Genomic DNA, 13,281 nt, shown 5'->3' on the forward strand with positions numbered 1-13,281 from the left:
GGCCGAAGACCTCCTCCAGCTCCGCCGCCCCCGCGCCCTGGGCGCCCACGCCCGGCGCGAGCAAGGGGGCATTGGCCGCGGCCAGGTCCAGGTCAAGGCGCCTGACGGCGTCACCGATCGTGGCACCCACCACCAGGCCCAGGCTTCCCAAGGTCCCTGCCGCCCGCGCCGCGGCGTTGAGCTGCCCGACGCCGGTTACCACGCCTGCGGCGACCGACTGCCCCTGCTCGTCACGTGCGTGCTGGACACTGGCTCCCTCGGGGTTCGAGGTCAGGCCCAGGACGAACAGGCCACGTCCCGTGGCCTGGGCCAGCTCGATGGCCGGCGTCAGCGATCCCAGGCCCAGGTAGGGCGAGACGGTGATCGCGTCAGCCGCCAGCGGGGCGCCGTCGGCCAGGTAGGCCTGTGCGTAGCCAGCCATCGTGGAGCCGATGTCGCCACGCTTGACGTCCAGGATAGCCAGCGTCCCCACCTGTCGCAGGGCGGCCAGGGTCTCCTCCAGCACGGCGACGCCGGCTGAGCCGTGACGCTCGAAGAAGGCCGACTGCGGCTTGATCGCAGCCACCCGCCCTCCCAGAGCCTCAACCACTCGTGCGGAGAACTCCCTCAGGCCCGCGACGTCGTCGCCCAGGCCCCAGGCCTGGAGCAGGCCAGGATGCGGATCGATGCCCACGCACAGGGGGCCCAGATCGTCCATGGCGTCAGCCAGACGGGCCCCAAAGGGCAGGATCCCGGGAAAGTCCTGGTCGGCGTGGTCAGTCAGGCTCATCGCTGCTCACTCCTCTCGTGGCGAGCGGCGCGGTCAGCGTTGTGCTCCTGGAGGCTGCGCACCTTGAAGGGGCCGCGCAGCTGGGCCTCCAGCGCCTGGACCGCTGCCTGCAGCTCCTGGACGGTGGTGATCATCGGCTTGTTGGCGCTCGTCGTCGCTGCGCGGATGGAGTAGCCGTCAGCGCGCGCTCCCTGGCCCTTGGGAGTGTTGACCACCATGTCGACCGCACCGGACTCGATCAGCCCCACGATAGTCTGCTCGCCGTCCTTGCTCACGCCCTCGCTCAGCTTGCGCACGGGCGTGGCCGGGATGCCGTTGCGTCGCAGGACCTGGGCGGTACCGGTGGTGGCCAGGATGGTGAAGCCGAGCTCGGCCAGACGTGCCACCGGCAGGATGATCGCGCGCTTGTCACGATCAGCCACCGAGACGAACAAGGTGCCCTCGTCCGGCAGCCCGCCGTAGGCCCCCGCCTGGGACTTGGCGAAGGCGCGCGGGAAGTCGACGTCGTAGCCCATGACCTCGCCGGTCGAGCGCATCTCCGGTCCGAGCACGGTGTCCACCACCCGGCCCTGCGGGGTACGGAAGCGCTTGAAGGGCAGGACCGCCTCCTTGACCGCGATCGGATCAAACAGGTCGGTGACGGAGGCGTCCTCGGCCGGCAAGTAGCCCTGGGCCTTGAGTGAGGCGATCGACTCCCCCGCCATGAGCAGCGCCGCCGCCTTGGCCAGCTGGACGCCCGTGGCCTTGGAGACGAAGGGGACCGTACGCGAGGCACGCGGGTTGGCCTCGATGACGTAGAGCGTGTCGCTCATGAGCGCGAACTGGATGTTGAGCAGTCCCCGCACGCCCACCCCGGCGGCGATCGCCTCGGTAGAGCGACGGATCCTGGCGATCTCGGCGTCCGACAGCGTCATCGGCGGCAGGACGCAGGCCGAGTCCCCGGAGTGGATACCGGCCTCCTCGATGTGCTCCATGACCCCGCCCAGGAACAGCTCGTGGCCGTCGTAGAGGGCGTCGACGTCGATCTCGATAGCGTCGTCAAGGAAGCGGTCGATGAGGAGGGGGCCGTTGGCGTAGGCGCCACCGCTCTCCGCACCGGCTCGGGCCAGGTAGTCCTCCAGGCCCGAGCGGTCATAGACGATCTCCATACCGCGCCCGCCCAGCACGTAGCTGGGACGCACGAGGACGGGGTAGCCGATGCCCTCAGCCACAGCCAGCGTCTGGTCGTCACTGCGCGCCGTGCCATGAGCCGGGGCGGGCAGTCCGGCCTTCTCCAGGACCACGCCGAAGACCTGACGGTCCTCCGCGGCGTCGATCGCCTCGGGGCTCGTGCCCAGGATCGGCACGCCGGCAGCCTTGAGCCGGGCCGCCAGGCTCAGCGGAGTCTGCCCGCCCAGCTGGACGACCATGCCGGCCACCGGGCCGGCTGCCTTCTCCGCCTCGTAAACCTCCATGACGTCCTCGAAGGTCAGCGGCTCGAAGTACAGGCGGTCCGAGACGTCGTAGTCGGTCGAGACGGTCTCCGGGTTGCAGTTGACCATGACGGTCTCGTACCGCTCAGCCAGGGCCATCGTCGCGTGGACGCAGGAGTAGTCGAACTCGATCCCCTGACCAATGCGGTTGGGGCCCGATCCCAGGATGATGACCGCCTCACGCTCGCGCGGGGCCACCTCGGTCTCCATGTCGTAGGAGGAGTAGTGGTAGGGCGTGCGCGCGGCGAACTCAGCGGCGCAGGTGTCCACGGTCTTGTAGACCGGGCGCAGGCCGAAGGCCCGGCGAACCTCGCGCACCGTGTCCTCGCTGATGCCCCGCAGGGCTGCGACCTGGGAGTCGGAGAAGCCGTGGCGCTTGGCCCGGGCCAGGACCTCGCGGGTCAGGGCCGGCGCCTGCTGGACGGACTCAGCCACCTCCTGCAGAAGCATCATCTGGTCCAGGAACCACGGGTCGATCTTCGTGACCTCGAAGAGCTGGTCCAGGGTGGCGCCACCGCGGATGGCCTGCTGGAGCTCCAGCAGACGGTGCTCGGTGGGCACCTGGATGGACTCCAGGAGGGCGGCGGTGGCCTTGGCATCGGGCCGGGGACCGTCCCAGTGGAAGACCGTGCCCTTCTTGTCGATCGAGCGCATAGCCTTCTGCAGCGCCTCGGTGAAGGAACGGCCGATGGCCATGGCCTCGCCCACCGACTTCATCGTGGTGGTCAGCGTCGGGTCCGCGCCGCGGAACTTCTCGAAGGCGAAGCGCGGGACCTTGACCACCACGTAGTCGAGCGTGGGCTCGAAGGAGGCCGGGGTCGAGCCGGTGATGTCGTTGGGGATCTCGTCCAAGGTGTAGCCCACAGCCAGGCGCGCGGCGATCTTGGCGATGGGGAAGCCCGTGGCCTTAGAGGCCAGCGCCGAGGAGCGCGAGACACGCGGGTTCATCTCGATGACGATGACGCGCCCGGTAGCCGGGTCCACGGCGAACTGGATGTTGCAGCCACCGGTGTCCACGCCGACCTCACGGATGACGGCGATACCGATGTCACGCAGGCGCTGGAGCTCGCGGTCCGTCAGCGTCAGCGCCGGAGCCACCGTCACCGAGTCACCGGTGTGCACGCCCACCGGGTCGACGTTCTCGATGGAGCACACGACCACGACGTTGTCCGCCTTGTCCCGCATCAGCTCCAGCTCGTACTCCTTCCAGCCCAGGATGGACTCCTCCAGGAGTACCTCGGTGGTGCGTGAGGCAGCCAGGCCCTGGCCCGCGATGCGCTCCAGGTCCTCGGCGTCATAGGCCACGCCTGAGCCCAGGCCGCCCATGGTGAAGGAGGGACGCACCACCACCGGGTAGCCGCCCAGGGCCTCAACGCCCGCGTGGCACTCTGCCATGGTGTGCGCGATGCAGGAGCGGGCAACCTCCGCCCCGCAGCGCTCGACAACCTTCTTGAACTCCTCGCGGTCCTCGCCGGCGTTGATGGCCGCGGCGTTGGCCCCGATGAGCTCGACGTCGTACTTGTCCAGCACGCCGGCCTCCACCAGGCTCATGGCGGCGTTGAGGGCGGTCTGGCCACCCAGCGTGGGCAGGAGGGCGTCAGGGCGCTCCCGCTCGATGATGGTGGTGAGCACCTCGGTGGTAATCGGCTCGACGTAGGTGGCGTCAGCGATATCAGGATCGGTCATGATCGTGGCCGGGTTGGAGTTGACCAGGATGACCCGGATGCCCTCACCACGCAGCACGCGGCAGGCCTGGGTGCCAGAGTAGTCGAACTCGCAGGCCTGCCCGATGACGATCGGGCCGGAGCCGATGACCAGGACGGAGCGGATGTCGTCGCGGCGGGGCATGTCAGCGAGCCTCCTTCATCAGGCGCACGAAGCGGTCAAACAGGTGCTCGCCGTCGTGCGGCCCGGCAGCAGCCTCAGGGTGGTACTGGACGGAGAAGGCCGGCAGGTCCAGGGCTCGCAGGCCCTCAACCACACCATCGTTGAGGCCGACGTGGCTGACCTCGACCCGTCCGTAGCGCCCGCCGTCGTAGGGCGCCAGGCTCGGCTCCTCCACCGGGGCGTCGACGGCGAAGCCGTGGTTGTGGGCCGTGATCTCCACCTTGCCCGTCGCCCGGTCCAGGACCGGCTGGTTGACCCCGCGGTGGCCGTAGCCCAGCTTGTAGGTCCCGTAGCCCAGCGCCCGGCCAAAGACCTGGTTGCCCAGGCAGATGCCGAAGAAGGGCAGGCCGGCGTCGAGCACACCGCGCAGCAGCTCGACCTCGCGGTCGGCCGTGCCCGGGTCCCCCGGCCCGTTGGAGAAGAAGACGCCGTCCGGGTGAAGAGCCAGGACCTGGTCCAGGGTGGTGGACTGGGGCAGGACGTGGACACGCACACCGCGCTCGGCCAGCTGCCAGGGCGTGCGGTTCTTGATACCCAGGTCGATGGCGGCCACGACCGCCACCGGCTCGCGCCCGGCGAACTCGCCGCTGGGCTCGACCACGTAGCCCTGCGGCGTGGTCACCTCAGCGGCCAGGGCTGCGCCGGCCATCTGGGGGGCGCTGCGCACCGCCTCCAGGCAGATCTGGACGGCTGCGGCCGAGGGGCCGCCGGCGTCGTCAGCCCCTGCCGGCAGGGCGTCACCGGAGAAGATGCCGGCGCGCATGGCGCCGCGCTCACGAAGGTGGCGGGTCAGCGCACGGGTGTCGACCTCGCACAGACCGACCACGTCCTGGTTGACCAGCTCGTCCTCCAGCTCGCGCCGGGAGCGCCAGCTGGAGGCACGGCGCGCAGGCTCGCGTACGACGTAGCCGGCCACCCAGATGCGCGAGGACTCCGGGTCCTCGTCGTTGACGCCCGTGTTGCCGATGTGCGGTGCGGTCTGGACCACGATCTGGCGGTGGTAGGAGGGGTCGGTGAGGGTCTCCTGGTACCCGGTCATCCCGGTGTTGAAGACGATCTCCCCCACCGTGCGCCCGGTGGCGCCGTAGGAACGGCCGCGCAGGACGTAGCCGTCCTCCAGCACCAGCAGGGCGGTACCGCGGTCACTGCTGCGTTCACTCATCTCTTCAGTCCTCCTGTGTCGCGGTCGGGGCGCCGCCGAGTACCGTGGGGCGGCCGTGCAGGAAGGTCGCGATGACCTGTCCAGGCAGCTCCATGCCGGCGTAGGGCGTGTTGGTTGAGGCGGTCCACTGGGCGCGCGGGTCGACCAGGCGGCGCACGCTGGGGTCGACGACGGTGATGTTGGCGCTGGCGCCCACGCTCAGGCCCTGACCCTGGTCGCGCAGGCGCCCGATGAGCGCCGGTACGGTGGACATGGCCCGGGCCAGGTCCCGCCAGCTCATCCGGCCGGTGGAGACCATCGTCTCGATCAGCACCGGCAGGGCCGTCTCCAGCCCGGTCATGCCGAAGGCGCCGGCCTGCCACTCGCAGTCCTTGGACTCCAGGGGGTGGGGAGCGTGGTCGGTGCCCACGACGTCGATGGTCCCGTCCGCCAGGGCCTGGCGCACGGCCTCGACGTCCTCGGCCGTGCGCAGGGGCGGGTTGACCTTGTACAGCGGCGAGTAGCTGCGGGCCAGCTCGTCGGTGAGCAGCAGGTGGTGCGGGGTGACCTCGGCGGTGACCTGGATGCCGCGGCCCTTGGCCCAGCGCACCAGGTCCACGCTGCCGGCGGTCGACAGGTGGCACACGTGCAGGCGCGAGCCCACGTGCTCGGCCAGGAGCACGTCACGGGCGATGATCGACTCCTCCGCCACGGCCGGCCAGCCTCGCAGCCCGAGCTCGGCGCTGACCGCGCCCTCGTGCATCTGGGAGCCCTCGGTCAGCCGCGGGTCCTGAGAGTGCTGGGCGATGACGCCGTCGAAGGCCTTGACGTACTCCAGCGCCCGGCGCATGAGGACCGGGTCGGACACGCACTTGCCGTCGTCGGAGAAGACCCGCACGCGGGCGGCGGAGTGCGCCATGGCACCCATCTCGCTCAGGTGCTTGCCCTCCAGCCCCTGGGAGACGGCTCCCACCGGGTGGACGTCGACCCACCCGGCCTCGCGCCCGAGCCGCAGGACCTGCTCGACCACCCCGGCGTTGTCCTGGACCGGGTGGGTGTTGGCCATGGCGAAGACAGCCGTGTAACCGCCTACGGCCGCGGCACGGGTGCCGGAGAAGACGGTTTCGGCGCTCTCGCCGCCTGGCTCGCGCAGGTGGGTGTGCAGGTCGACCAGGCCCGGCAGCGCCACCAGGCCCTCCAGGTCATGGCGCTGGGTGCCTGACGGCGCCTGCGAGGCTGCCTCGGGCCCGAGGGCCGCGATCTGGCCGTCAGCGATGAGGATGTCCGTCGGGTCCTCGCCGTAGGGGCGGACACCGGTCAGGAGGTGGGAGGAGGTCACAGCTGGTTCCCTTCGTCGGCCAGGAGCAGGTAGAGGGCTGCCATCCGCACTGACACGCCGTTGCCAACCTGCTCGATCACGCGTGAGCGCGGATCGTCGGCAGCCTCGGCGGTGATCTCCAGGCCCCGGTTCATCGGGCCCGGGTGCATGACGATGGCGTGCTCGGGCATCGCCGAGCGTCGTGCCAGGTTCAGGCCGTAAGAGTGGGAGTACTCCGCAGGGCTGGGGAAGTAGCCGCCGCCGGCGGCGCTCATGCGCTCGCGCTGAACCCGCAGCATCATGACGGCGTCGGGACGCACCTGCTCGATCGTGGCGTCCAGGTCGTAGGAGACCTCGCAGGGCCAGCCCTCCATGCCCACCGGCAGGAGGGTCGGCGGGGCCACGAGGGTGACCTGGGCGCCGAGCGTGGTGAGCAGGTCCACGTTGGAGCGGGCCACGCGCGAGTGCAGCACGTCGCCCACGATGACGACCTTAGCTCCGGCCAGGTCCCGTCCCTGGGGCGCGGGCGAGCCATCGGAGCGCTCACCGCAAGGGTCGTACCAGCGGCGCAGGGTCATGGCGTCCAGCAGCGCCTGGGTGGGGTGCTGGTGCTTGCCGTCGCCGGCGTTGAGGACAGGAACGTTGATCCAGCCCGCGTGCGCCAGCAGGTGAGCGGCGCCGTCGGCGCTGTGGCGGATGACGACGGCGTCAGCACCCATCGCCATGATCGTCTGGGCCGTATCCTTGAGGGACTCCCCCTTGGAGACCGAGGAGCCCTTGGCGGAGAAGCTGATGACATCAGCGCTCAGGCGCTTGGCGGCTGCCTCGAAGGACAGGCGGGTACGGGTGGAGTCCTCGAAGAAGAGGTTGACCACGGTCTTGCCCCGCAGCGTGGGCAGCTTCTTGACGGCGTGACGCTGGGTGGCGGCCATGGCCTCGGCGGTGTCCAGGACCATGACGGCCTCGTCGTGGGACAGATCCTTGGCGCTGAGCAGGTGCTTCATCGTGCCTCCTCGTTCCCGCCGGCGATCGTGACGGCGTCGGCGTCGGCTCCGAGCTCAGTCAGGGAGACGACGACCTTCTCGGTGCGCGAGGTCGGCAGGTTCTTGCCCACGTAGTCCGCCCGGATCGGCAGCTCCCGGTGGCCGCGGTCCACGAGGACCGCGAGCTGGACCGCGGCCGCGCGTCCGATCGAGCCCAGGGCGTCCAGGGCGGCGCGGATGGTGCGCCCGGAGTAGAGGACGTCATCGACCAGGATGACCGTGCGTCCCTCCAGCGTGCCACCGGGAATGAGGGTGGGCTGAGGGACGCGGATGGGGTGACGACCCAGGTCGTCGCGGTACATCGTGATGTCGAGGGTGCCGACGGGGACCTCACGACGGTCCGCGCCCACGGCGGTGGCCAGCGCGGAAGCCAGCCGCCTGGCCAGCGGGACGCCGCCGGAGGGGATACCGAGGAGGAGGACGTCGTCGACTCCCCGGTTGCGCTCAACGATCTCGTGAGCGATACGAACGAGGGAGCGCGCGATCTCGGCCTCGCCGAGGATCTGCTTCCCAGTGGACTGCGTGCTGGCCACGGTGCGTGGACCTCCTTCCCCGCCTCACTGGACGGGCTTCAAGGATGTCGGACGCCTCAATCGTAGTCCCACCACCCAGCTCGCCGCGCGCCTGACTCCAGATCAGGCGCGCGGCGAAGGTCACGTTGGAGGCGCTCAGCGCAGCGTGTCAGCCAGGTCCCCGATCCGCCCCAGGACGCCACCGAGGTAGCGAGGGGAGTCGTCGGTTGAGAGCATCTTGGCCAAGGTCTGGGCCTCGTCAAGGGCAACCGGCACGTCGACGTCGTCGTTATAGACGATCTCCCAGGTGGTCACGCGGGCGATCGCCCGGTCCACCGCCGGCATACGAGTCAGGCTCCACCCCTGGGAGTAGGTCTCGATGTGCTCGTCGATCTGCTCCAGGTGGTCCGCCACGCCCGTGAGGATCTCACGCGTGTAGGCGGGAGCCTCGGTGTGGTTGGCGGAGTGGACGGCCCGCTCGGCTGCCAGGGCGCGCAGGTTCTCAGCCGCCTCGCCCGCCCGCAGCAGGCCGCGCTGGTCGGCCTCGAAGAGGATCTCGATAGCCCGCCGGCGCGCCTTGGTCCGGGCGGTGACGGTGTGCTTGATCCGTGCGGAGTCAGTCATACCGATCAGTCGGTGACGCGGGAGATGTAGTCGCCGCTACGGGTGTCGACCTTGACCTTGTCACCCTCGTTGAGGAAGAGCGGCACCTGGATCTCGGCGCCGGTCTCCAGGGTGGCCGGCTTGGTGCCCGCCGAGGAGCGGTCACCCTGCAGGCCGGGCTCGGTGTGGGAGATGGTCAGCACGACCGCCGCCGGGAGCTCGACGAAGAGCACCGAGTCCTCGTGGAAGGCGACGATGACGTCCTGACCCTCGAGCATGTAGGTCGCGGCCTCGCCGACCGTGTCAGCAGGCACGTAGGTCTGCTCGTAGGTCTTGACGTCCATGAAGACGAAGTCGTCGCCGTCCTTGTAGGAGTACTGCATGTCGCGGCGGTCGACCGTCGCGGTCTCAACCTTGATGCCGGCGTTGAAGGTGCGGTCCACGGTCTTGCCGCTCAGGACGTTCTTCAGCTTCGTGCGCACGAAGGCCGGGCCCTTGCCAGGCTTGACGTGCTGGAACTCGACCACCTGCCACAGCTGGCCCTCGATGTTGAGCACAAGGCCGTTCTTCAGGTCGTTCGTCGTTGCCACGAGTGGGTTCCTCACTGTTGGGGGCGAAAGTCAGACGCCTGCCAGTCTATCGCGCCTCTGCGGGAGCGAGGACAGGGCCTGGGCCACCTCCTGGGCACTGGTGTGCGTGGTGTCGATGACACCATCGGCCAGAGCCTGGCACTGCGCATCGCGCTCGTGAAGCATCTGGGTGAAGACGTGGTTGACGTTGCCCAGGGCCACCGAGCGCGGAGCATCCAGCCCGTTGCGGTAGGCCAGGCGGCGTACGGAGGCCGTCAGCGCCACCACCCGCGCACCGCGCTGGCGGGCGCCGGCTAGTGCCGCACCCACCTCGGCGCGCCCCAGGCACCCCGAGCCCAGCGCCACGACGTCGCCGTCCTCCAAGGCCTGCAGGGTCTGGACGGCCACCGCCGCCTCCACCTCGCGGTAGCGCTCCTCCCCCACGGCGACCAGGGCGCTGGCCTCAGCCACGCCCAGGTGCTGCGCCACGCGCTGGGCCAGGTCGATAGACCTGCCGCCGCGCTGGGCAGCCAGGGCTGCCCCCACGCTTGTGCAGCCCGATCCGGGTGGGCCCAGGAGGATGACCGCGACGGTCCGCTCACCGCCGTCACGAGGCTGGTTCATGACGCCGGCCTCGTGACGGCCTCGTGGGCCGCCTCCAGCACGCAGTCCTCAGGCTCCACGCCTCGCACCGGGTGGGCCAAGGCATCGAGGAGCACCATGCGGATACGACCAGCGCGGACCTTCTTGTCCCGGCGCATCACCGCCACCATCTCCTCCCATCGTCCTTGCCCCTGGGGGAAGGCCAGCGGCAGCCCGGCGCTGGCAAAGGCCTCACGGTGCAGGCGAACCAGCTCATCGTCCATCATCCCCATGCCCCTGGCCACCTCGGCAGCGTAGAGGCAGCCCACGGCCACGGCCTCGCCGTGACGCCACTGGTAGTGCGTCACGGTCTCGATCGCGTGGGCGTAGGTGTGACCGTAGTTCAGCACCTCGCGCAGGCCGGACTCCCTCAGGTCCTGGCCGACGACTCCCGCCTTGACGGCCACCGAGCGCGCCACGAGCTCGGCCAGGGCAGAACCGCTCCAGCGCGTCAGCTCCTCACCAGCGGCCAGGACCCGCTCGATGATGACCGGGTCAGCCATGAGCCCGCACTTGACGACCTCGCCCAGACCCGCACGCAGCTCGGCCTGCGGCAGGGTCTCCAGGCTCCCCAGGTCGCACAGGACCGAGGCTGGGCTGTGGAAGGCACCGACGAGGTTCTTGCCGGCGGCCGTGTCAATACCCGTCTTGCCGCCCACGGCCGCGTCCACCATCGCCAGCAGGCTCGTAGGCACCTGGACCACCGGGATGCCCCGCAACCAGGTCGCTGCGGCCATGCCAGCCAGGTCCGTCGTCGCTCCGCCGCCCACAGCGACCACGACGCCGTCGCGCCCGATCCCTGCCCCTCCCAGGGCCTCCCACAGGCTTGAGAGGGTCTCGGCGTTCTTCGAGGCCTCACCACCGGGGACCTCGATGACGCTCGTGCGCAGGCCCGCCTCGGTGAGCGCTGCCTCATAGCGTCGGGCCACCCGGGCTACCGAGTCCGCGTGGATGAGCGCCACGCCGCCCGCGCCCCCTCCAGGAGCCTTGCCAACGCCCTGGACGACGTCGGCTGACAGCTCGTGACCAATGACCACGTGGTAGGGACGGGCCCCGCCCACACGGATGCGTACCTTGCCGTGCTCGTCAGGCGCGCCGATCGGGACCGCTACCGGGGTGCGGGTCGGCACCTCGCCAACCTGGCCTGATGCGGCACCGGCGCCAGCGGGCTCAACCTTGCGCAGCAGCGCGAGGATCTGCGAGGTGATCTGCTCCGGGCTCAGGCCGTCGGTGGACACGGTGTGGGCCGCCACCTCCTCGTACAGGTGGTGACGGGCGCGATGGAGCTCCTCCATGCGCGCGAGCATGGGATTGGCCAGCAGGTCCTCGTCGTCCGAGCTCGATCCTGCCGGCCTCATCAGCGGCCGACCGGTACCGTCACCGACGTGGGCGGCCGCCGTCGCGGGCTCAGCCGCCAGGTGGATCACGAGCCGGCCCGTGAGCATGCGGCGGTTCTCCTCGCGCAGCACCGCTCCCCCGCCCAGTGCCACCACGCCCTGGGCCGCCGCCGGGGAGGTCAGCACGTGGCGCAGGGTGCGGGTCTCCCGATCGCGGAAGCCCTGCTCACCCTCGGCGGCGAAGATCTCGGGAATCGTGGCGCGAGCACGACGGCGGATCTCGGCGTCGGTGTCAGTGACCTGGACCCCGAGGGCGACGGCGAGCTGACGCGCCACCGTGGTCTTTCCCGCACCGGGCAGGCCGACGAGGATGATGGGCAGGATGTCAGTGTTGATGCGGGGCTGGTACTTCACCACTGGGTCCTCTCTGACACACGAGCGAGGTAGGACTCCAGGTTACGCCTGGCCTCTGACACGCTGTCCCCTCCGGTCTTCTCCAGCAGGGCCTGAGCGAGCACCAGCGCGACCATGGCCTCGGCAATGACGGCCCCAGGCACGACGGCGGTGGTATCCGATCGCTGGTGCAGGCCCGTGGCCGCCGAGCCGTCAGCCAGGTCAATCGTGCGCAGCGCGCGGGGCACGGTCGAGATGGGCTTGTAGGCGGCCCGCACCACGATATCGGCGCCGTTGGAGATGCCGCCCTCGATGCCGCCGGCCCGGTTAGAGGCACGCTCCAGCCGGCCGGAGCTGACCGCGAGGATCTCGTCGTGGGCTGCGCTTCCGCGCCGGGCGGCCTCGGCGAAACCGTCACCGATCTCGACGCCCTTGACCGCCTGGATGCCCATGAGGGCGCTGGCCAGACGGGCGTCGAGCCGCCGCTCGGCCTCGACGTAGCTCCCCAGGCCCACTGGCACCCCGGTAGCCACGACCTCGACGACGCCGCCCAGCGTGTCTGCAGACTTCTTGGCGGCGTCGATCTCGGCCACCATCCGGGCGCTGACCTGCGGGTCCGTGCACCGCACCGGGTCCGCGCTCAGCCGTGCCTCGTCCTGCGGGGTCGGGCGGGCGGCGTCGTCGGGCAGGGCCACGGAGCCCACACGCACCACGTGGCTGACCAGCTGGATACCGGCCACCTGCTCCGCCAGCGCGCTGGCCACCGCACCCAGGGCGACCCTGGCAGCCGTCTCGCGGGCCGAGGCCCGCTCCAGGACCGGACGGGCGTCAGGAAGGTCGTACTTGAGGATGCCGGACAGGTCTGCGTGCCCGGGCCTGGGCCGGGTCAGGGGCCGGTTGCGCGCGATCTCGCGCTCGTCCCCAGTGCCGGCGTCCACGAGCAGCGCGGCCGGGTCCACCGGGTCGGGGCTCATCACCACCGACCACTTGGGCCACTCGGAGTTGCCGATCTGCAGCGCCACCGGCGAGCCGATCGTGCGCCCGTGGCGCACGCCGCCCAGGATCGTCAGGGCGTCAGCCTCGAAGGCCTGACGGGCACCGCGTCCGTGCCCGAGGCGCCGGCGTGCCAGCGCGCGACTGATCTGCTCGCTCGTAATCTCCACACCCGCCGGCACGCCTTCTAGCAGGGCGGTCAGGGCCTGGCCGTGTGACTCACCGGCAGTCGTCCATCGCAGCATGACGCCATCTTCCCACACGCCACCGACGCCGTCGGCCGGGGTCTCAGCGCACGGGTCTACCGGGCGGACAGCGCCTGGAGGACGGCGCGACGCATGACCTGCGCATCCGGAAGGTGACCGGTCATGAGTCGCACCTGCGGCACGGCCTGGTGGAGCAGCATGAGCCAGCCCGGAGCCACCACTCCCCCGGCCTCCTGCCAGGCAGCAGCCAGGGCAGTCGGCCACGGGTCATAGACGACGTCGAGCAGCGTGGCCTGCTCCAGCGCCGAGCGCGATCCAGCGACCCGGCGCAGCGCAGGCACGAGCGCGTCCGCCGCGCCAGCCGGCAGGGTGGACACCGCCAGCTGCGCACCGGCG

The 13,281-nt window shown here is 70.5% G+C and carries 11 protein-coding genes and 1 pseudogene; all 12 read right to left on the bottom strand.

The window, feature by feature from the left end:
- Positions 1–769: orotidine-5'-phosphate decarboxylase (gene pyrF / locus HMPREF0058_RS10475; RefSeq protein ID WP_006549769.1), on the bottom strand; the 769-nt coding region annotated here is incomplete at its 3' end.
- On the bottom strand, positions 766–4,089 hold the full coding sequence (gene carB / locus HMPREF0058_RS10480; RefSeq protein ID WP_006549770.1) for a carbamoyl-phosphate synthase large subunit: 3,324 nt from the start codon (positions 4,087–4,089) through the stop codon (positions 766–768). The genes carB and pyrF, both read right to left, overlap by 4 nt.
- Position 4,090: 1 nt before the next feature.
- On the bottom strand, positions 4,091–5,290 hold the full coding sequence (carA, locus tag HMPREF0058_RS10485) for a glutamine-hydrolyzing carbamoyl-phosphate synthase small subunit (protein WP_006549771.1): 1,200 nt from the start codon (positions 5,288–5,290) through the stop codon (positions 4,091–4,093).
- Between the two features lie 4 nt (positions 5,291–5,294).
- Positions 5,295–6,608: a dihydroorotase gene (locus HMPREF0058_RS10490; RefSeq protein ID WP_006549772.1), complete on the bottom strand. Its 1,314-nt coding sequence runs from the start codon at positions 6,606–6,608 to the stop codon at positions 5,295–5,297.
- On the bottom strand, positions 6,605–7,591 hold the full coding sequence (locus HMPREF0058_RS10495) for an aspartate carbamoyltransferase catalytic subunit (RefSeq protein ID WP_006549773.1): 987 nt from the start codon (positions 7,589–7,591) through the stop codon (positions 6,605–6,607). Before HMPREF0058_RS10495 ends, HMPREF0058_RS10490 begins: the two co-directional genes overlap by 4 nt.
- The gene (pyrR, locus tag HMPREF0058_RS10500; protein WP_006549774.1) at positions 7,588–8,163 is read right to left on the bottom strand and encodes a bifunctional pyr operon transcriptional regulator/uracil phosphoribosyltransferase PyrR; all 576 of its coding nucleotides are present in this window, start codon (positions 8,161–8,163) and stop codon (positions 7,588–7,590) included. Before pyrR ends, HMPREF0058_RS10495 begins: the two co-directional genes overlap by 4 nt.
- Before the next feature lie 135 nt (positions 8,164–8,298).
- Positions 8,299–8,766 (bottom strand): transcription antitermination factor NusB, encoded by a 468-nt coding sequence (gene nusB, locus HMPREF0058_RS10505; RefSeq protein WP_006549775.1) that lies wholly within the window; start codon positions 8,764–8,766, stop codon positions 8,299–8,301.
- Between the two features lie 5 nt (positions 8,767–8,771).
- A complete protein-coding gene (gene efp, locus HMPREF0058_RS10510; protein WP_006549776.1) occupies positions 8,772–9,335 on the bottom strand; it encodes an elongation factor P in 564 nt (187 codons plus the stop codon).
- Positions 9,336–9,365: 30 nt separating this feature from the next.
- A complete protein-coding gene (locus tag HMPREF0058_RS10515) occupies positions 9,366–9,938 on the bottom strand; it encodes a shikimate kinase (RefSeq protein ID WP_050765693.1) in 573 nt (190 codons plus the stop codon).
- Entirely contained in the window at positions 9,935–11,710 is a 1,776-nt protein-coding gene (gene aroB, locus HMPREF0058_RS10520; protein WP_006549778.1) for a 3-dehydroquinate synthase, read from the bottom strand. The genes HMPREF0058_RS10515 and aroB overlap by 4 nt, the downstream gene beginning before the upstream one ends.
- The gene (aroC, locus tag HMPREF0058_RS10525) at positions 11,704–12,924 is read right to left on the bottom strand and encodes a chorismate synthase (protein WP_006549779.1); all 1,221 of its coding nucleotides are present in this window, start codon (positions 12,922–12,924) and stop codon (positions 11,704–11,706) included. The genes aroB and aroC overlap by 7 nt, the downstream gene beginning before the upstream one ends.
- A 56-nt stretch (positions 12,925–12,980) precedes the next feature.
- Positions 12,981–13,281: pseudogene (locus HMPREF0058_RS10530) on the bottom strand (shikimate dehydrogenase); the annotation flags it as partial.

Source organism: Actinomyces urogenitalis DSM 15434 (assembly GCF_000159035.1).
Lineage (GTDB): Bacteria > Actinomycetota > Actinomycetes > Actinomycetales > Actinomycetaceae > Actinomyces > Actinomyces urogenitalis.

Coding starts and splice junctions, on each gene's coding strand:
- carB (WP_006549770.1), bottom strand. CDS start 4,089: ATGCCCCGCCGCGACGACATCCGCTCCGTCCTGGTCATCGGCTCCGGC.
- carA (WP_006549771.1), bottom strand. CDS start 5,290: ATGAGTGAACGCAGCAGTGACCGCGGTACCGCCCTGCTGGTGCTGGAG.
- HMPREF0058_RS10495 (WP_006549773.1), bottom strand. CDS start 7,591: ATGAAGCACCTGCTCAGCGCCAAGGATCTGTCCCACGACGAGGCCGTC.
- nusB (WP_006549775.1), bottom strand. CDS start 8,766: ATGACTGACTCCGCACGGATCAAGCACACCGTCACCGCCCGGACCAAG.
- HMPREF0058_RS10515 (WP_050765693.1), bottom strand. CDS start 9,938: ATGAACCAGCCTCGTGACGGCGGTGAGCGGACCGTCGCGGTCATCCTC.
- aroC (WP_006549779.1), bottom strand. CDS start 12,924: ATGCTGCGATGGACGACTGCCGGTGAGTCACACGGCCAGGCCCTGACC.